This is a genomic window from Pseudoalteromonas spongiae UST010723-006, assembly GCF_000238255.3.
Lineage (GTDB): Bacteria > Pseudomonadota > Gammaproteobacteria > Enterobacterales > Alteromonadaceae > Pseudoalteromonas > Pseudoalteromonas spongiae.
Window position 1 is genome coordinate 3,105,537 of record NZ_CP011039.1, and the last position, 20,067, is coordinate 3,125,603.

18 protein-coding genes are annotated in these 20,067 nt (G+C 40.7%); 11 read left to right on the forward strand and 7 right to left on the reverse strand.

Annotated elements, in window-relative coordinates:
* Window positions 1–4: 4 nt before the first annotated feature.
* Together PSPO_RS14275 and PSPO_RS21795 are read left to right on the forward strand one after the other, a co-directional pair.
* Window positions 5–268 carry a hypothetical protein gene (locus PSPO_RS14275; protein ID WP_010561357.1) on the forward strand — a complete coding sequence of 88 codons (264 nt, stop codon included), beginning with the start codon at window positions 5–7 and terminating at the stop codon, window positions 266–268.
* A 22-nt stretch (window positions 269–290) separates the two neighbouring features.
* On the forward strand, window positions 291–464 hold the full coding sequence (locus PSPO_RS21795) for a hypothetical protein (protein WP_010561356.1): 174 nt from the start codon (window positions 291–293) through the stop codon (window positions 462–464).
* Window positions 465–492: 28 nt separating this feature from the next.
* Here PSPO_RS21795 and PSPO_RS14280 read toward each other — a convergent pair whose 3' ends face one another.
* Window positions 493–2,727, reverse strand: a complete 2,235-nt coding sequence (locus PSPO_RS14280; RefSeq protein WP_010561355.1) for a DUF5916 domain-containing protein — start codon at window positions 2,725–2,727, stop codon at window positions 493–495.
* Window positions 2,728–2,891: 164 nt separating this feature from the next.
* Between PSPO_RS14280 and PSPO_RS14285 the strand changes: the two genes are divergently transcribed.
* Entirely contained in the window at window positions 2,892–4,877 is a 1,986-nt protein-coding gene (locus PSPO_RS14285) for a winged helix-turn-helix domain-containing protein (protein ID WP_010561354.1), read from the forward strand.
* Between the two features lie 170 nt (window positions 4,878–5,047).
* Here PSPO_RS14285 and PSPO_RS14290 read toward each other — a convergent pair whose 3' ends face one another.
* A complete protein-coding gene (locus PSPO_RS14290; protein ID WP_010561353.1) occupies window positions 5,048–6,034 on the reverse strand; it encodes a helix-turn-helix transcriptional regulator in 987 nt (328 codons plus the stop codon).
* A 126-nt stretch (window positions 6,035–6,160) separates the two neighbouring features.
* Here PSPO_RS14290 and PSPO_RS14295 point away from each other — a divergent pair, with 126 nt between their 5' ends.
* Both PSPO_RS14295 and PSPO_RS14300 read left to right on the forward strand, forming a co-directional pair.
* On the forward strand, window positions 6,161–8,227 hold the full coding sequence (locus PSPO_RS14295) for a TonB-dependent receptor (protein WP_010561352.1): 2,067 nt from the start codon (window positions 6,161–6,163) through the stop codon (window positions 8,225–8,227).
* The gene (locus tag PSPO_RS14300; RefSeq protein ID WP_010561351.1) at window positions 8,227–9,393 is read left to right on the forward strand and encodes an EstA family serine hydrolase; all 1,167 of its coding nucleotides are present in this window, start codon (window positions 8,227–8,229) and stop codon (window positions 9,391–9,393) included. The genes PSPO_RS14295 and PSPO_RS14300 overlap by 1 nt, the downstream gene beginning before the upstream one ends.
* Before the next feature lie 61 nt (window positions 9,394–9,454).
* On the opposite strand, the gene PSPO_RS14305 is transcribed toward PSPO_RS14300, so the two are convergent.
* Window positions 9,455–9,772 carry a DUF4144 family protein gene (locus tag PSPO_RS14305; RefSeq protein WP_010561350.1) on the reverse strand — a complete coding sequence of 106 codons (318 nt, stop codon included), beginning with the start codon at window positions 9,770–9,772 and terminating at the stop codon, window positions 9,455–9,457.
* Window positions 9,773–9,838: 66 nt separating this feature from the next.
* On the opposite strand from PSPO_RS14305, the gene PSPO_RS14310 reads away from it, so the two are divergent.
* The 6 genes from PSPO_RS14310 to PSPO_RS14335 all read left to right on the forward strand — a co-directional run bounded on the left by PSPO_RS14310 (window position 9,839) and on the right by PSPO_RS14335 (window position 14,653).
* Window positions 9,839–10,237 (forward strand): GntR family transcriptional regulator, encoded by a 399-nt coding sequence (locus PSPO_RS14310; RefSeq protein WP_010561349.1) that lies wholly within the window; start codon window positions 9,839–9,841, stop codon window positions 10,235–10,237.
* A gap of 2 nt (window positions 10,238–10,239) precedes the next feature.
* Window positions 10,240–11,127 carry an ABC transporter ATP-binding protein gene (locus PSPO_RS14315; protein ID WP_010561348.1) on the forward strand — a complete coding sequence of 296 codons (888 nt, stop codon included), beginning with the start codon at window positions 10,240–10,242 and terminating at the stop codon, window positions 11,125–11,127.
* On the forward strand, window positions 11,114–12,385 hold the full coding sequence (locus tag PSPO_RS14320) for a hypothetical protein (RefSeq protein ID WP_010561347.1): 1,272 nt from the start codon (window positions 11,114–11,116) through the stop codon (window positions 12,383–12,385). The genes PSPO_RS14315 and PSPO_RS14320 overlap by 14 nt, the downstream gene beginning before the upstream one ends.
* A gap of 92 nt (window positions 12,386–12,477) precedes the next feature.
* Window positions 12,478–13,242 (forward strand): substrate-binding periplasmic protein, encoded by a 765-nt coding sequence (locus PSPO_RS14325; protein ID WP_010561346.1) that lies wholly within the window; start codon window positions 12,478–12,480, stop codon window positions 13,240–13,242.
* Between the two features lie 10 nt (window positions 13,243–13,252).
* Window positions 13,253–14,152 carry a prenyltransferase gene (locus tag PSPO_RS14330; protein ID WP_010561345.1) on the forward strand — a complete coding sequence of 300 codons (900 nt, stop codon included), beginning with the start codon at window positions 13,253–13,255 and terminating at the stop codon, window positions 14,150–14,152.
* Between the two features lie 6 nt (window positions 14,153–14,158).
* Window positions 14,159–14,653: a YcxB family protein gene (locus tag PSPO_RS14335; protein WP_010561344.1), complete on the forward strand. Its 495-nt coding sequence runs from the start codon at window positions 14,159–14,161 to the stop codon at window positions 14,651–14,653.
* A 29-nt stretch (window positions 14,654–14,682) separates the two neighbouring features.
* Here PSPO_RS14335 and PSPO_RS14340 read toward each other — a convergent pair whose 3' ends face one another.
* The 4 genes from PSPO_RS14340 to PSPO_RS14355 all read right to left on the reverse strand — a co-directional run bounded on the left by PSPO_RS14340 (window position 14,683) and on the right by PSPO_RS14355 (window position 19,996).
* Window positions 14,683–15,768 carry a GGDEF domain-containing protein gene (locus PSPO_RS14340; RefSeq protein ID WP_010561343.1) on the reverse strand — a complete coding sequence of 362 codons (1,086 nt, stop codon included), beginning with the start codon at window positions 15,766–15,768 and terminating at the stop codon, window positions 14,683–14,685.
* A 124-nt stretch (window positions 15,769–15,892) separates the two neighbouring features.
* Complete coding sequence (locus PSPO_RS14345; RefSeq protein WP_010561342.1) at window positions 15,893–17,200, reverse strand: alpha/beta hydrolase; 1,308 nt, start codon at window positions 17,198–17,200, stop codon at window positions 15,893–15,895.
* 128 nt (window positions 17,201–17,328) lie between these two features.
* Window positions 17,329–17,919 carry a DUF938 domain-containing protein gene (locus PSPO_RS14350; protein ID WP_010561341.1) on the reverse strand — a complete coding sequence of 197 codons (591 nt, stop codon included), beginning with the start codon at window positions 17,917–17,919 and terminating at the stop codon, window positions 17,329–17,331.
* A gap of 1 nt (window position 17,920) precedes the next feature.
* Window positions 17,921–19,996, reverse strand: coding sequence for a S9 family peptidase (locus tag PSPO_RS14355; RefSeq protein WP_010561340.1), 2,076 nt, complete (start codon window positions 19,994–19,996; stop codon window positions 17,921–17,923).
* Between the last annotated feature and the right edge of the window lie 71 nt (window positions 19,997–20,067).

A 20,067-nucleotide genomic window follows, 5' to 3' on the forward strand; every position in this document is an offset into this window, starting at 1 on the left:
CATTATGCTTAAAACATATAAATTAGTGTTAGCTGGACAGCAAATACGCTTAACAAAAAATGATCAGCAGGATGCAAAGCTTTATATCAACGGACAAAAGCAAACCTTAATTAAGCAGTCATTTAAAAATCGCACTAACTACTTAGCTAAGCTTGAAAAAATGGGTGATTTTATTATCAGCCAGGTAACAACGCGATTAGGCCAAGAAATTCGCTTTTATTTAAAGTCGGCAGGCCAAAATCAGTTGTTATTTAAAGCCAACGCGTAAGAAAACAACTTAAGGAATCGATATGTTTTCAACTGTCACTCACTACCTAATTTTAGCGGCACTGCTTATCACGGCCATTTTCTTTTATACCGTTTCGTTTCAAAGCGGTACTTTTTTGGTAATTATATTAGGTGTGTTGTTTGAGCTAGCGTTTTGGATAAAGCTTGTAAAAGGCAAGAAAAAAGCAAAAACCTAGGGCAGTTAGGTTTTTGCTTTGGTGTTAGCTAAAACAGATAGCGTACTTTAAATGTAACAAACTCTTGATCGGGCTGCTGCCAATTGCGCTCTAATGTTGCAAAGCGGTTATTAGTTAAATCGCGTTCAATTAATTCGTTACCACCACGCCCATAAACCAAATAAATATCTGAATATGCGCCCATTTTATAGCGTAGTTTTAGTTGCAGGTTGAAACGCGAATCATCAAAGCTGGTATCGCGAGTGTCGGCTTGCAAACCATTTTGCGAAACACGATAAACCTGCTTACTTTGCGCCTTCAAACTCGCCCACTGAAAGGTCGAACTAAATTCAAGATTATCTAAAATTAAACCTGAAATTTTAATATGGTTTGCATAGTAATCACGGTCGTATTCGGTAATCACATTTTGTTGATTTGCTACCAACCAGCCATCACCCGTACGGAAGTAATTGTTAAATGCAATGCGCCAATTTGGGTGAGGCATTAACGTTAAATCAACAGCGTACTGATCAGCACGGCCATTTAACCCCTCTTGATCATTTTGGTAACTCGCTGCCCAGCTAAACATACCTATATAAGGGCTAATGTACATCACGCGAGAAGTCCAATTATCATCAACATAAACTGCGTCCGTGCCATAGCCTAAGTTGTCGTGCCATGCTCCTGCGTAGTAATTAATTATGGTTTCAAATTGGCCGCCATTTTCTAGATTTAGATTGACTAAATATTGCGGATTACTGGTTAGCTTTAAGCCATAATCATCGGTGTGATAATTAATACTGGCCTTTTGCAATACGCGATTAAACCACTTATTGTCAGTGTTGATAGCATGGCTAAAGTTGATTTCACTGGCACGCCAATTATTACGTTCGCTGTATCCTAAGTCGTTATTATCAAAACTATCATCAAGTCTTAGGTAATTAGCTGAAATTGATGTGTTTACATTAAATTGGTACTTTGCATTTAGCGATATACCAGTACCTTGTGTATTTACCCCCTGCTCGCTTATATCCGTGTGCATTAATGCAACCTGACCTGACCAGGTATCACTTTGATACTGACTATCCCAAGCATAACTGTAGGCATCTCTATCTAACCATGGTCGCTTGGTTTTAGTTGCCAACACACCGGTTTGCCAATTTTGCTGCGCCGTTTGCTGGGTGTAATTAATGCGTCCTGCATAAAAGTCTTTGCCCGCGTCTGAGGCTAAATTATCTTCCGCTACAGCAAAACCCGCCAACTGCAAGTTTTCACCTTGATGGACAAAGCGCGCAGCCACATCAATTGGTGTAATTAATTCACTGTAATCATCACTGCCCGCACCAATACGACGGGTGTGAATAAGCTTTGTATTGCGCTCGGACGGAATGCTAAACACACTAATATCTTGAGTAAAAAACGGACGCTTATCGGTGCGTAATGTTTCCACTGCAGAATAATTCAGCACCACCTCGTCACTATCGACCTGACCAAAATCAGGATTCACCGCAACACTTAACTTTTGGTGGTGATTCGGCTTATAGACTAAATCAAACCCTAAGTTTGCATCGCCATCATTCGCCACAAAATCGTTTGAATAGCTGGCATAAGGCACAAATGCCCACTGCTGAGTCTGTGGTATTTTCACCTGGACTTTTGGCATTTCAATGTAAAAATCGCTATTGCTGGTGGTTTGTGGCTGCGAGCCATAAATATAGTTTTTCGCTAAATCATAAAGCTGAAGCGATACACCCACTTGAGAGTAGCCGTTGTCGTCTTGTTTATGACGAAACGACACTGCATGCCATGGAATAAACGCTTCTATCGACCAAAAATCATCAGCTTCATAAAATGCAGATTGCCAAGCGCCATCCCAATCATAGTCGGTTGCTAATTGCGGCGTCAGTACCGCATCTTGAATACCGCCACCCAGCGTTACCGCAAACAAATACGCGCCACTGCCATCGCCTGAGAAATCGATAACAAAACGATTAAAATCAGCTTGCATAAACGCATCTTGCAAGTTGTATTGCTTTTTACGCTGCTCCTTTGGCTGATAATTAATCATGCCGATATACATGCCTTTTTCATCGCTGTAGACTCGCCCTTCCACTTTGCTTTTATGTTCTGACAAGGTGGCTGGCACTACCTGATAAAAGGTTTGATATTGAGTGGCATCCTGCCATATATTTTCAGCGAGCTGACCATCTAATGTGATTGCCGATTGCTCGGCCAGTGTGGCAAAGCTCACAAGTGTAAAAGAGTAAATTAACGGATTTTTCATAACGGCTCATATGCGGTTTATTTGCATTACATATCAGCAGAAAAAGCAGCTTAAAAAGCTGATTTTTTTCTTAATAAAGCTGCTAGAAGTCTTATATTTATTGACTTTAATCTGCAAAACCGTATTTTTGTTATTAAAACTATAAAAGGCCTGTTTAAACAGCTATGGAAAACGCTCATACCCCAAGACAAGGTACATTTAGATTTGCAGAGTTTGAGTTTAATGCATCTAAAGATGAGCTTTGCCTGTGGCAAACAGGTCAGATAGAAAAACTTGAGCCTCAAGTGTCTCAGTTGCTTGCCATGCTGATAAATAATGCGCAGCAAGTTATTTCAAAAGAACACATTCAAACCGCGTTATGGCCAAACACCATAGTTGAACAAAACAGCCTGTATCAACTGTTAACTAAACTGCGAAAACTACTAAGTGATAGCTCACGCAATCCTCGCTTTATAAAAACAGTGCCGAAAAAGGGTTACTGTTTTATTGCCGATGTTGAGCTTGTTAGCAATGTGCAAGCGCAAGTAAAAACCATAGAACGCAGTAGTCGAAAGTTTCACCCACTATTGGCGGTGCTGCCGATTTTAGTCGTGTGCTTTAGCGTTTGGGCATTTTTTAATAGCCAAGAAAGCGAGTTTGAAATTCCGCATTATGAACTTCATGATGTGAGCTACGATTTAGGCTTAGAATTTGATGTAAGCGTGCATCGCGAACACGATTTAATGGCATATATAAAAGATATTAAAACCCTCACCATTACAGATAAGCAGGGCCAACAGTTATTCAATCGCACTTTTGCGCATCGTGTTGGTTTTCCCGCTTGGCAACACAAAGGAAAGCTATTAGCGTATTGGCAATTTATTGAAGATAAATGTGAACTTTCAATTATTTCACCGCAAGGTGCCACCAGCCATCGCGCTAACGGCATCGTGTGTGAATCGGCAAAACCGCCTGTTTGGAAATCAAATGACGAGCTTATTTTAAGCATCTTACAGCAAGGTGTATTAGTGCCCTACTTGTACCGCATTGGTACCGAAGAACTTATTGCGATGCCACTTGAACGCCCTGCTCAAGCTGAATACAAAGGGGCTATTTCAGCATGGGATAATCGCGTTTATTTTCTATTTAATTATATTGACCACACCAGCAAACTGGTGTCACTTGATGGCAAAGAAGCGCTTAGCTGGCCATTTCCAGTTTGGCTTGTGGCCTATAATCCAAATAACGGTGCCATTGTCAGTAACGATGAAAGTCAGCGCCATAATTTAATAGCAACGCACCGCGATGGCCAAAGCTATCCTATTTACAACACCGCTCAAGGTCTTTTCACCAGTGCTTCAATTGATAAAAATGGCGATATCTACACCGCAATTGAAAGCTGGCAAGTGAATATTCGAGATAAAGACAACTTGCCGATTTTCTCAACCTCAAGCATCGATTATTTACCTGTCAGTAATAGTTTAGGTGAAACCGCATTTATGTCGCGCCGCAGCGGCGTTTGCGAAGTGTATTTGCATGCTGACAACAAGGTAACGCGCCTTTCTAATCACAAAGGTTATGAATACGTTAAGTTTTTAGAATGGCGGCCGGATTTAAGCATGCTGCTGTCGAACCGCGATATGGATTTAGCGCTATATGATCGCAAAAGCCTGATTTTGCAGTTTACCACTGAGCTAAATAGCACCATAAAAAATGCCGGCTGGTATGATATGCAAACGGTTTACGCCTTTGATGGCACCAAAATACAGCTCTATGATTTACAAGGCAGAGTGCTTAAAAGTATTGATTTAAATGCACAGTTTGCCTATTTCGATAGCAGTAATAGCCGTTGGTTAGTGCTACAAGACAATCAATTAATTAGCAAAACTGATTTAACTGAAAGCGGCGAAAATCTCGCAAAACTTAGCCGCGAGCAAACGAATTTATTGCACAATATTCGCATTAAAAACAATGCTCTGTATTGGCAATCATCATGGTCAAAGCAAGATAAAATTTGGCGTCTCGACCTTACTAACCCAAGCGATATTACACTGGTAAAACAAGGTAATTTAATTTGGCATTTTGATATTGATCCGTACGAGCAACTCACTATCGCACGCATGGAAGCGATCGAAGGTGATATTAAGCGCTTATCGCCAGAGTTGAACTAATACCAATTCACTTAAATAGCTGATCATCCTAGCGGGCTAAATATCATGCTAACTGCGTTAGAACTTATCAATGTAGAACAACTACATAAGAAAAATTCCGCCTTGTTACCATTTCATTTATCCAGCACTATCCCTGATCACATACGTAACAGAATTGGTATAATTTAGTCTCAACTGTGTTCATGGGTTTGAACTTTTGATCTAAATTCTCTCGGGGAGTAGCCCGAAAACTGCTTAAACTTTTGCGCAAAATTGCCAGCGTGTTTTAAGCCAATTTCAAATCCAATTTCTGCGATGGATAAACCCGAGTGTTTTAGTAACCCTTGCGCTTTTTGCATTCGTTTTAGGTGCAAGTATTCAAATACGGTAGAATCGAATACCTTCCTAAACAACACTTTTAATTTGTTGTCATTAATGCCAACCAAATGTGCTAATTCAATCAAGTTTGGTGGGTTTTGCATTGATTGCTCTATAGTATTTGCCGCATTGTAGATGGCATCTAAATCTCGCGATTTTATTGCGGGCCACTTGTTTTCACGCTGCTGCCTAAGCTCGAAAAGTTGCGTAAGAATTTCCAGTACTTTCGCTTGGATCAGCAGCTTGCCACTGGCTGCCGGAAGCTCACACTGGTAAATCTGACGAATATTGTCTTGCAGTTCGGGTGACACAGGAAGCAGCCATAACGCGTTATCAATATGCAGCTCATCGGCCTGATAACCTAAAGGACTGTTATCGTAATCTTGTGCCAGTGAAGCCATCAGCTCTTGCTCAATAGAAAAATTAAGCAAGCGTACTTTTCCCGCGCGATAACGACAGTGGCACTTGGCTTTATTTAAGAAAAATAAGCAGGCCTGATCACTTGATGCGGTGAGGCTGCCATAGCCCTCAATTTCTAGCTCTAGTGTGCCTTCGAGTACAATAAATGCGCCGCATAATGGTCCTTCACCATTGGTAAATTCAGTCTCTGTTTCAAACGACATGCTGCTTAGCTGCAATATACTGGTTTTGCTAAATTCAAATCCATAACTCACCCCGCCACCAAATTCTTGAGGCAAAGTAAACTGGTGGTCACTGAGTTCAGAAAGCTTTGTTTCATAAAATTTATGGTGTGTTTTAAATCCGTCGAAATCACGAATATCAATACTGTGGGTACTCATTTTTTACCATCTTAAATAAAGACTCCCTGTCGTGATAATTTGACTCCCTGAGGTGCTATCGATGATATATGAAAATACTTCTCATTAATATTAAATGGCAGCCAGAATTAACTTTTGGCTCGTATTATGAAACTTTACTCTTTAATTCCGCTAGTACTGATCGCACCTTGTGCAATGGCAACAGATGCACTACTTGATGATATTGAACGCATTACCATTACCTCTCAACGTATTGATAAAACGCCTCTTGATGTTTCGTCGAACATCACCGTATTTGATGAAGAAACAATAAGATCACTTAATATTTCTAATCTCGATGAACTACTTAACTTTGTGCCAAACTTTAATATGCAGGCCATTACCGGAGATTATGCTTATATCCAAGTGCGAGGACTGCCGCGAAACTACGAGCAATCTACCTTAAGCGTGTTTATTGATGGTGTGCCCTATTCTAGCCTCTACGGTTTAAACTTGCCGATGAATAACATAGCGTCAGTAGAAGTTATTAAAGGCCCACAAGGCAATTTATTTGGCCGCAATACCCGTGACGGCATCATAGTGATCAATACCAAAAAGCCAACGGATGATATCTCTGGCTTAGCTGAAGTCGGATTTGCAGAGCTGGGACAAACCAGCATCAAAGGCAATGTCTCTGGTGCGCTTATTTCTGACAAACTTTGGCTTAATCTAGGCGGTAATTGGACAAAGCGTGATGGCACTGTAAACAACACCCTGCTTAATAGCGATGTCGACCCAATCAATGAGTATGCAACCTATGCCAAGTTATATTTTGAAGCCGATAACCTCAGTGCTCGTTTATCACTCAATTATGATGAAAAAGACAATGGCCTTGCTCCTTATGTAGTAGCGCAGCCACCCCTAGATAATGGCGACGATTTAGAAATTGGCCTAAATATCGAAAATGAGTTCAAGCAAACCAATATCGGTTACGCGCTATCTTTGGATTGGCAAATCAATCACTGGACGTTAAGCTCTATTACCAGCCACTTAGAGATCGACACTAAAGCGGTATTTGACGCCGACTACTCAGATCAACCATACGGTAGCTACCACTCAAGCATTCATGAAAAAGATCTATATCAAGAGTTTAAAGCAACATATCAAAGTCCAAATTCGGATATTGATTGGCTTCTAGGCGCGAGTTACAACCGAAATAAGCAAAATAATGCGAATAACTATCCACTGTTTGCTATGACAACACGCGCCAAGTTAGAGCGCACCAATCACTTAGCCTATGTTGACTTAAATTGGCAATTAAATGATGTACTGCAAGTACAAGTGGGAACACGTTATTTCAATGAAGATGTCAGCGCCGATACTCATTATGCCAATATGGGTTACCCTGTACCGAGCATTGAAACTTCGGCCAAAACGCAGCAATCAGACGACCGGTTTTTATCCAAAGCCGCTATCAATTACCAGTTCATTGATAATCAACGCCTTTATTTCAGCTATGGCCAAGGTTATTTAAGCGCAGGTACGTCTTGGTTAATGGAATATACCGATGATATTGGAATCCGTCACGGCATGGGATTAGACTACAAACCTGAACTCAGTAACAACTTCGAGCTTGGCTATAAAGCTGATTTTGATGAGTTGGCCACAAGCCTAGAGCTATCTATATTTAATACTGAGCTTAAAGATTACCAACATTTTCACGCCACCGTATTTGGTTTTTCACGTGTTACCAATATTGATACTGTTAAAAGCCAAGGCGCAGAGTTAAACCTCACCAGTCGCATACTTGATTCTGTTACGTGGCAAATGAGTGCAGGGTACAATAACGCACACGTTGAGTCCTTAAACACACGCCACTCTAATTTAGATACTAGTAAAAACGATAAAATACCGATGACACCACGATACAGTGTCGCAAATAGTTTAATGTTCTCAAACCAGATTTCTTCTGATATTCAGCTCGACGCGAGTATTAGCTGGCAACACTCAGGTGATCTTTATTTCGACTTTAAAGAAACACAAAAACAAAGCGCTAGTAATGTCTTTAATGCCAACCTAAGCCTTAATTTTCAAGAAGCTTGGACAGCATCGCTATGGGTCAATAACTTAACCGATCAGCGCGTTCAACAATTCAGAATAGTGATGCCAGGCAGTGCACTTGCCAATTACATCACACCTCGCCAAGTGGGCGTAACATTCGCGAGAAGCTTCTAATGAGCGTCTCACAATCTCTGCAAATTGAGGGCTTTATTGAACCTAAGTTCGAAAGCCTGCAACGTGCTTTTAATGCGTTATTTATTGAGCATGGTGAAACCGGTGCAGCAGTAGCTGTTTACCAAAATCAAAAGTTGGTTGCACATTTGTATGGCACAAACCAATCTCCTAATGGCGCGTGGCATAAAAGCCATAGAGTGTGCACTATGTCTAGCAGCAAAGGGCCATTGGCCTTATGTGTTTTATTGTTAGCATCACGTGGCAAGCTGAATTTAGATGCACCTGTCGCTGAGTACTGGCCTGAATTCGCTCAAAATGGCAAAGGCGCAATTACCACAAGGCATATTTTAAATCATAGTGCGGGATTGGCCTCAATAGCTAACACTAAACCCGGTGATATATTTGACTGGCAAACAATGACACAGGCACTGGCAGCAGCAAAACCACGATTTGCCGCAGGAGAAGCCTTGGTATATCACGCCTTAACCTACGGGCATTTGCTCGGTGAAATCATCTGCCGAGTGGATGGACGCATGCCCAACGCATTTTTCCAGCAAGAGATAGCAGCTCCTTTTGGCATCGATTACGCACTCGCACACAGCGATAATCAAATATCTCGAAACATCATTCCAACAAAACAGTTTAGCCCGTTTGTGCTCAAACTAATGAGCCGCTGGCTAAGTAAAATACCGCATTGGAAATGGCAGTTTTTTAAACCTTGCAGCGAACACTACCAGCCAAACTCAGACCTCTGGCGCAGCAGTGAAATACCCGCAGTAACAGGGCAAGGTACGGCAGAGGGGCTCGCTAAGCTTTATGCCATTCTTGCGAATAAGGGCAGCTTAAATGGCAAAGAGTTATTTTCTCAACAATGGTTTGACACCACATTTAAAGTGCCACCAGCGAGGCTTGAGTTCATCTCCAAAGTTTATTGGGCAATGCAAAATGGATTTATGTTTAATGCGCCAGATATTTTCCCGATAGGGCCAAATAAACATGCATTTGGTCATTTTGGCATGGGAGGCTCATTTGGCTTCGCCGATTTAGAAAGCGGCTTAGCGATGGCTTATGTCACTGAAAAATACCATGAACCAAGCAAACACAATAACACGCTTATGGGACAACGCGCTGAGTCACTGATTAACGCTATGTATCAATCTATTTAAAGGAAGTACCTAGCGTAAATACAAAGGAGCAGGCATATACCTTATGCCTGTCGCTTAATTGCTAACGCGTCACTTTTATAAAAGCGAAGCCCTCTGCAAAACTGGCAAAGTGCATTTTAGTAATGCAGCAATTTGCTAAAGCAAAAGCATGCTTTTGCAGTAACAGCGTAAATTCTTCTAAGTTGAACGAATTTATCTGTAAAAGCTCGCTATTGCTGATAACACGATGGTAATTTCCGCTACTATCAATCACACCGTCATTTATCACTAAACTACCCAGTAAATCCCGCATCTGATGCTGGCTTTCAACATATTCCAATTCATCGTCACCGCAATAATGGATCACTACAGGGTAGTTAAGCGTTGCTATTAATTTCATTTTATTTATTGACTTAATTTCAAACTGTATTAGTGTATTAATACACCTATAAATTACTAATACACTATGAGCATAGATTTAATTCATGCAATTTACACCATAAACACCCAAGCATCGAGTGCGCTTTATCGTCAGGTGATGGAGCAAACCAAGCAGGGCATTCGTGCGGGATTGTTACAACCGGGGCAACAGCTGCCTTCGGTACGTGTAATGGCATCTAGCTTACAAGTAAACCCAATGACTATTTCTAAAGCATACTCGCAATTAGAACAACAAGGCGTGCTGGAAAAGCGAAAAGGCATTGGCATGTTGGTTGCCGAGCAACACAACATTAGTAATTACAGTGACGCGCTGCTCACTCAGCGCGATCAATTTGTAACGTTAGCCAAGCAGCAAAAGCTTTCTGACGACGCGATTATAACCCTAATACAAGATGCACTTTCTGCGCTAAGCAACAGGACGTAACTATGACTCAACCGATTATCACCATTGAAAAGGCCATCAAATCATACAAAAGCTTGCGCGTAATCGATAAACTGAATTGGCAAGTTAACGAAGGCGATATTGTTGGCTTACTTGGAAAAAATGCCGCCGGTAAAAGCACCCTATTAGAATCGATTATGGGCCTGCGCCAATTAGATCAAGGCACAATTAAACTATGGGGTTATGAATGGCATGAATTACCGCAAAGCAAAAAACAAAAAATTGGCTATGTAGCGCAAACCAGTTCTGCATTTGAATGGATGAAAGTAGCGCAATACACTGATTACATTAGTCAGTTTTTTCCATCGTGGGATAAAGCCTATTGCGAAACCTTGCTAAAGCGCTGGCGCATCAGCCATGATCAGGTAATTGGCAAGCTTTCTGGTGGCCAAAAACAAATGCTAGACGTGGTGCAGGCATTATCAATTCGCCCTGAACTGCTGATCTTAGACGAACCTGTTGCACACCTTGATCCCAATATGCGCCGCGCCTTTTTAAAAGAAGTGATCGATTTGTGCTGTGAACACGGTACTACGGTGATTTTTTCAACTCATATTGTGTCTGACTTAGAACGCATTGCCAATCGCGTTGCGGTACTGCAATTTGGTGTGATCCGCCACTACTACGAGCTTGATGCGCTCAAGGCAAGCATTGCCAAACTTAGCTTTACTAATAAATCAAAAGTTAACCTGCTGGAAAAAGACACGTCGATTAGCAGAGTTCAACAATTTGGTGACACAACCAACACTTGCATTATTGCACCATTGAAAAAGCCGATAGACGAGTGGTGTGCTTTTTACGATATTGATGCCACGATTCAGCCAATCAACCTGGAAGACTGGTATTTGGAGGTGGCAAATGAGTTTGTTTAAATCAAACGCGTGGATTTTAATGCGCAGTGGCACAGTAACACTGCCATTTATGCTTGTGCTTTCAGTTGTATTTAATGCGTTATGGCTACAAAAATCACTCGACCCAAGCACCTTTCGCTATGTAAAAACCTATTTGCTAATAACCTGTTTGCCATCACTCTTTTTTGGCTTTTTGCTGGGAATTGGGCTGGCAAAACTAAAAACGCATTACCTATGGGCTGTAAATACGCTTTACCGTTTCTCAATATTAAAAAGCGCACTAATTTTAGCGGTGATAGGCTCATTACTAATGAGTTCGTTTATTACATTAAGCAGTGAGCTTTCACTGCATTACATTTTAATACCGGTTAGCTTTGCAATTATTGGACTACTAGTAAATTCGAGTGGCTCAGTTGTACACAATATTTTGCGTAACGTGTTTAGCTCATCGCTATTAATTTTAATGATGTTTGAAGCAACGCATGAAATAACCCAAATAATCATATTTGTAACAGCTTGCTACGCAATCTATAGCGCCTTTCAGTCACCGACTGGCAGAACTAAACTCAGTAAAACCCTGGTACCAACTGACCGCCAATCGGTCATTTGGTGGAACCAAAAATTAGCTACGTTTACCGCTAAATTTAAAAAGTCATTTAACAAAGATATCGCCTGGGCAGTATGTTACCCACAAACAAAAATTGGTTATTTAGGTGGCTATTTTGCCGCGATTTTTGGCTTTTTATTTGCGACCACAGATAACGAAGTACTTATAAACTTTATGTTGTTATCGCTCGTACTCGGATGCCAATTTCCAGTTTATCAAGAGTTCAACCAGCTTAAACATCAAATAAAAGCAATCGCTCACTGCTTTGACAGCACCAGTCAGTTGATCAAACACATTATTTACACATTTGATAAAGTGGTATTGCGTAATACAGTGTTTATTTTTGCTGCAATGGTTGCCATCACTTTATTTAGGCAAGATGCGCAAGCAGCTGTGAAAATCGCCTTTTTAACCGTATTTGCAACAACAATGTTTTTAGCGTTTGCGCCTTTATTAATCGTATACTTTTCAGGCTGTATAAATTTAAAGAATATCGCTCTTTTTGCAGTGATTTGTGTGTTAGAAGTTGGTGTGTTCGGACTAGTACATTACACCAGTGAGCAGCTTAGTATTTATTTGATTTGTATTTTGGTTGCCTTAATTACTATTCCAATGCGGTATTTCACGCAACAATTGGCTATGCGTCAACCACTTGAAAGAATTATCAATTAACTTGTACTAGGTCAAAGATGATTGAATAAAATGCATTGTTCTATGTAATTCAATAAGCTAGAGTAAAACAAAAGTAGTAATTATGTAGTACAGTGCAGTTTTTTCGATTTTTAAATATAAAAATTAGTTTAGCATTTGTTGCAGGCTGTTTGCTTTTAGCGCAACCCCTTGCGGCTGCTGAAAAAACGCATCCAATCACTTACTACACTGAGCTTTACCCACCTTCAAGTTATTATTACAACGATCAATTAATCGGCTTATCGGTCGATTTATTAAAGCTCATTTGGCACGACCAAGGTATCACCGAGCAACCTATATTAGTTGTGCCTTGGGCACGTGGCTATAAAGAAATTAGAGACAAACCAAATACGGCATTATTTGCCATGTCTAAAACAGCTGATCGTGCAGCAAAATTTAAATGGGTAGGGCCATTATTTACAGCAGAGTATTACATTATTGCGCAACCGAATAGCGGTTTATTTATTACCGATATTTCGCAAGTCTTTGATAAATCTATTGCGGTTATTCGAAATGACGTAACGCAAAGTCTTATCTACGAAACGGATTTTCCACATCAACAAATTCTTGCTGCTAAAAGTATGGCTGATGCGCTAGCTTTGTTTAAAGCAAAGCGTGTCGACCTATTAGCGATTTCACGCTCAGGGTTGAACGCTGCTATAAAACAAAGAAAGCTTGGCAGCAAATTATTTCAACGTATTCTACTATTGAAAGTCGTTGATGATTACATTGCTTTTAGTAAAGACACACCTGATGAAATAGTGCAGGCATTTCAAACGAGTTTAAATAAACTAAAAACCCAACATTTGGCACTTAAGGAAGAATACAAGCTGAACTAGGAGTGAGCACATGAACAAATACATAGCCGCGCTGCCCGCCATTCGCCCACCATTTTTAACGTTAGCGCCGCTGTCGTGTTTAGTTGGACTTGCATACTGTACTTATCAAGGCATAACTATTGATATGTTTGATGCGCTACTAAGCGTGCTGGGTGCAATACTCGCTGCAATTGCCGTGAATACCATCAATGAATATCAAGATTTTCAAAGTGGTTTAGATTTAAATACCACGCCAACACCTTTTAGCGGAGGCAGCGGTTTATTAAAGCAAAACCCAACTCTCGCTCCCATAGTTAAGCGATACGCTGTTGGCTCTATAATTGCGGTGATATTAATTGGTGTATTTTTTATTTTTCGCATTGGCGCTGCGCTTATACCAATTGGTTTACTTGGCCTATTGATAGTAGTGAGTTATACCAAGGTGCTTAACAAACACCCTTGGCTATGTTTTATTGCACCGGGTATCGGCTTTGCTATTCTAATGCCTGTTGGCGCATATTTAGTGCAAACGGGTAACATTAGTTACTCATTAGTCGCGATTAGTTTAGTGCCGTTTTTAATCACCAATAACCTACTGCTAATAAACCAACTACCCGACATAGTCGCCGACAAAAGCGTTGGCCGCAAACATATCGCTATTTACTATGGCGTTAACGTTGCTCGCTGGGTATTTGCGTTGTCATTGATTTCGGCATTTGCTGGCTTAGTGTGTTTAGTAATGATTGGTCTTCTGCCTAAGCTTGCGTTAATCGCGTTACTGCCTCTCGTACTTTGTTTGCTTTCCTTGGTATACTTGTTCCGTTTAGGCGATAACATAGCACAGCATTTACCTGCGATGGGCATGATAGCTGCTGCGGCAAACCTTACGCCATTAATGTTATCTCTCGCTTTATTTATGAGTAAAAGTTAAATACCAATGACCATTAGTTACCAATTCACGCTCGACAAAGCATACCTTGAAGAGTGTTTTGACGAATCACTGCCACACAGTCCTCACCAAACACCAAAATACGGCTTTGCAGGCAGTTTTATTGGCATTGGAATGGGGCTTATTATCTTTACCGAGATTGGTGGCGTAGCGCCTTACATTATGGTTGGTTTAGGCATTTTAGAATTTATCAGTTTCTACTATCGCCGTCCTTGGTGGCTTACTCGCCAGATGTGGAGCAGGGCATCGAATTCGACTGTCACCATTACCCTAAATGAAGATGGCATAGAAAGTAAAAACCCCTACACCGAATCACTGCTTGAATGGGATCAAATCAAAGAAATCATCCACACACCAAAAGGTATGCTTTTTGTTAATTACAAAGGCCAACAAACTTATCTTTCAAAAGCGTTTATGCCAGAAGATAGCGAAAGCTATATTGAAAAGCAGATTGCCGTTTATAAGGTGAAAATAACGCGATAACACAGCATTTGCTGTGTTATTCATTGGTGTTAAAGGGTCGCGACACGATTGCGACCACTTCGTTTGGCTCTATACAAGGCCTCATCCGCTTGTTTAACTGCATTGTAAAAGGCAACCACTGAATGGACTTCTGCCACACCAAAACTGGCAGTTAGCGCTAAATTCTCGCCACTTTCCAAATTAACCGGATGCTCTTCAATATTCTTACGTAATTTTTCTGCGATTTGCACCGCTTGACGCATCGATGCGTGGGGCAAGCAAATAATAAACTCTTCACCGCCGTAGCGCGCTACGACATCCGAATAACGCAATTGATTTTGCATTAATTTAGCTATGTGCATCAATGCTTTATCACCAATATCGTGACCATAGTTATCATTTACGTCTTTAAAGCGGTCGATATCACACATAATCACCGCCATAGGCAGCAATTCCGCGGTATTTTTTTCCATTTTTGTTAAGAAAATAGCATCAATAAATCGACGATTTGGCAAACCTGTTAACGCATCGGTATTGGCTTTTTGTTTTTGATTGTAGGTAATATTGGTAATAGCTTGATGACTTTTATCGCGAAAATATTCACTAATAAATGCAAAAAATACCACCAGCGAAAAGCCCGATAAAAATCGCGACTTTTCAACGTGACCATAATTTGCTTGACCAAAATCTGGTCCATATAACTGAAAAACAATGGCACTTAACGCAAGTGCTGTAAGCAATAATCCGGACCGAACACCCAACATAGTAAATACCACAACTGGATAAAACATAATCCAATAAAGCGCAGTGTTTTCCTTTCCGCCGGTGTAAACCAATAAAATACTTAGTAGCAAGACAGTAAGTGCAATGCCAATACTGCAATATTTAAGTTGTCGAGTACTAAAGTAAATTACCACATTAATAAATACGGCAATGAGAGCGCCCAACAAAGTAATGCTTAAAAGCCACGGGTAAGTTTGAAAGTTTGCTAACAACAACCCTGAAAACACTACCAAAGCGATACCAGACATTGCCAAAAATGAAAAAACTCTGCGTTTTAGTTCGGCGCTGTGTAAGCCATCAACTTCAATAAAGCTTCGCCATAGATCGGTTGTATGAGAGTTATTTTGCTGCATTTTTAATTTTTGTATTTATTGTTGTAGAAGTTAACTAAGTTCATTCGAGTACCGAACAACTAGCACTAAGTTTAATGCAGACTTGGTAAAAAGCTAATCTCGCACAATACCAAGCCACGTAACACTATTTAGCTAAAAACAGTGCGAGTTCGTTAGTTAACTCAGAATAATAAGGGTTGTAACTTAAACGCTGAAAAAGCGCATGCTTTTCCCCAGCAAGCGGTGTTTTTTCCGAAGCTGGAATATTGGGCGTTACTTTGCAAGCATTGTATTTTTCTGCGTCCGCCAAATAATGGCCGCAGTTTCGATATACAGCATGCTCACCATAATGGATATTGCTTGGCGCATTAGGAATTGCGGTATGCGCCATTTGTAGTTGGTCATCACACTTTGGCATGCATTGCGGTGTTACTAACTTTACATTTTTAAATGCACTCAGCTGATTTGCATTATCACGTTCGCCGTAATAAACCAAAGTGAGTGGTGTAGGGGTTTTACGTTGCCACTGGACCAGTAAATCAAGTGTTGCGGCAGTATCAATTGTCATATCATGCTCTGGCACAGCAACAAACATAGGTACATTGTGCGTAATATGGCGTTTTGTCAGAGGATATACATCACTCATTAAATGATGTACTTGTGCACCAGCATTAATCGGAAACGATTCATACTTGGCAAAATCAACATCTGCGTCTTTATCGAGCCAATTTAAAAAAGGCACATAATCAATGTACTGCGCAAGCCACGACATTGAATTTTTAGCCTTTGTCGCTGGCGCAAACAGCATTACACCAGATAATTTAGGGCTCAGAGACTCTCGCGTAAGCATATAATCTAAAATAAGACCGGCTCCTGTTGAGAAGCCGCCTAAATATACCTGCTCAAAATCATTAAGTGATTGCTCAATCGCAAATGCACTCTGTGCGCGCCAATCATTGTAATCAACATAACGTAAATGCTCCGCAGCAGTGCCGTGACCTGGCAGCAATACAGTACGTACATTGAACCCTTGCTGGTGGTAAAACGCGGATAAATCATGAAAACTATACGGCGAATCGGTTAAACCGTGGATTAGCAGCACCACTTTATCGCTATTTGCGTGTGTTAATTGATACGGTTTTACTAAATCAGCAATGGTTGGTGAGCTAATATTTTGCTGGGCTAAAACATAGTTATTAACAGGGCAAGGTACATTTGCACGGGGGTTGAGCGCTGTTATTTGCTGCTCGGTTTGCACTAAATAATCTTCGAAATTAAGGTCGGATAAATCAAGAACTTTAGCAACATCGGATTTAGCTAAAAACCGATAGCTACCCTCACTAATTGAGTGGTTGATTAACTTAACGTCTGCACTTTGAGATAGGCAATTTGCAAAGCTACTAGCACTTATAAAAAATAGTAAAATGCCTAATGTTTTAAATACGTTAATCATCAAACCAACCTTTAGGTTTTATTGGAATAACAAAATACTACCTCAATTTACAACATAAGCTGATCTAAAATTATCTAATAACTTATACGAATGTAAACAATGCGTGGTAATACGCTTTGTGGGAAACGTTAATAACGCTTAATAAACTCTAGCAAACGATTGTTTGCTGGCATTTCGTGATCGGTAATCAATTCAAGACCCGCTTTTGCTGCCAGTTGGCAGATCCATTCAAAATCTCGAATACCGTGGGTGTTGTCTTTCACTTTTAACCATTGGTCAAACTCTGCATTTGACGGTGATATAAACTCACCATGGTAGTTAAATGGTCCATAAATACACAGCGTGCCATTTTGCGCTAAAAAGCGATTAACTTTTTCAAAAAACGCTTCAACAAGTTGAGGGCTAACAATATGCAGGGTATTGGCGGTAAATATGCCATCGTATTGTGCTATTTGCCAAGGCTCTGCAATATCGAGTGCTAGTGGCGGCAATAAGTTAGGTGATGGAAAGGCATCAAGCCATGCCATCATACCTTGATGATTTGCTAACACATCGCTGGTTTGCCAACTAAGGTGAGCAAGAGCAGGGGCAAAATACACCGCGTGTTGCCCACTGCCTGAACCTATCTCTAAAACACTGGTTGCATTAGAAAATGCCGATTTAAGAATGGATAAAATCGGATCTTTATTATTCTCACAGGCTTTAGAGTAGGGTTGCATACTATTTCTCTGAAAGTAACGAAAGGAAGAAAGCAAGTACTAGCGCACGCTCTTTTAAGCTTTTAAAACGCCCAGATGCGCCACCGTGACCACTATCCATATCGGTTTTAAATAACAGTAAGTTATTATCTGTTTTGTACTCACGTAACTTAGCAACCCATTTCATCGGTTCCCAGTACTGAACTTGCGAGTCATGAAAACCGGTAGTTACTAAAATATTCGGGTAGTCTTGCGCGCTAATATTATCGTATGGCGAATACGCTTTAATCCATTCATAGGCATCGCGTTCATTTGGATTGCCCCATTCATCATACTCATTAGTCGTTAGTGGAATACTTTCATCTAACATGGTGGTTAACACATCTAAGAAAGGAACGGTGCAATCAATACCTAAATAAAGCTCCGGCGCTTGGTTAACCACAGCGCCCATTAATAAACCACCAGCACTGCCGCCCGAAGCAAATACTTTATCTTTAGCACCGTAGCCACTTTCAACCAGCGCCCGTGTTACATCGATAAAATCATTAAAACTATTTTGCTTATGTTGCATTTTACCTTGCTCGTACCATTCGCGGCCAAGCATTTCAGAGCCTCGAACATGCGAGATAGCATAAACAAACCCTCTATCGAGCAAGCTTAGATTATGCGCCGAAAAGTTAGGGTCGATGGTAATGCCATAAGCGCCATAACCATATTGGTACAGCGGATTTGTGCCATCGTGTTTAAACATATCTTTGCGGTAAACCAAGGATACTGGAATATCGACACCATCGCGGCTAGTGACCATCAAGCGCTCAGCTTGATAATGTGCTGCATCAAAATCACCCTGTACTTTTTGTTGCTTAAGCAAACGTTTTTCACCTGTGTTTAGGTCAAACTCAAATAAGCTACTTGGCGTGGTTAAACTTGAATAGAAAATACGTGCAGTGTTGGTATCTGGCTCTGGGTTATCACCAATACCGGCAAAAAAGCATGGATCGTCAAAGGCAAGGGCAAAGTGCTCACCGTTATTTGGGTAGATAACAAAACGAATTTGGCCCAATTCGCGCTCTGTCACGACTTTAAACTGAGTAAATAATTCAACACCTTCCACCAGTACATTAGTACGGTGCGCAACAAATGATTGCCACAGTGATTTGTCTTGAATAGTTTGCGCGGTAGCAGTAAAAATACAAAAGTTCTTCGCCTGCCAGTTGGAATAAATAACGTATTCGTCGCCCAATTTATCAATATCGTAAATATGGTTTTCTTCACGGGGAATTAAGCGTTTAAACTCGCCAAAAGGGTTGTTGGCATCGAGCACTAAGCAATCGGTAGTTTCGGTAGCGGCAAGATCTATCATCAGTAGGCTATCGTCACGGCTTTTGCCAAGCCCCATGTAAAAACTGTGATCACCTTCTTCATAAACCAGCACATCATCATTTTGTGATGTACCCAACACATGACGGTAGACTTGATAGCCCAGCAAAGTTTGTAAGTCCTTCCTTACATAAAATACCGTTTTATTATCATTAGCCCAAATAATTTGGCCTTCAGTATTTTCAAGTACATCATCTAAATAGGTATTTGAATCAATATGCTTAAAACGTACAGTGTAAATGCGGCGGCTATCGGTATCTTCTGAATACGCGAGTAATTCATCATTTGGGCTAATGCCAATTTCACCTAAGTCATAAAACTCATGTTCACTAGCAAGCACATTAACATCTAATAAAAGGGTTTTATTGTCGCCAGTCGCGCTGGTCGCTCGGTAATGACGCGCATATTCTTCGTCACCCGTTACTTCGCTGTGATACCAATACTTGCCATCTTTTACTGGTACCGTGCTGTCATCTTTTTCAATGCGCCCTTTAAGCTCTTCAAACAATTCGGTTTGCAGTGTTTCACTTGGTTTTAATACAGCATCGCAATAGTTATTTTCAGCGATTAAGTGATCAAGCACGGCTTGGTCAGCGCGTGCGTCATCGCGCATCCAGTAATAGTTGTCTATGCGTTCTTGATTGTGTGAACGAAGTGTTGTTGCTGTTTTAGTCGCAATTGGTGCACGAGCTGTACGGTCTAAACGTAAAGTTGTCATGGAGTGAGCAGTAAACCCAAAATATTAGCGTTAGTAATAGCCGCAGTTTAGCAAAATTAAGCATCGTTAAC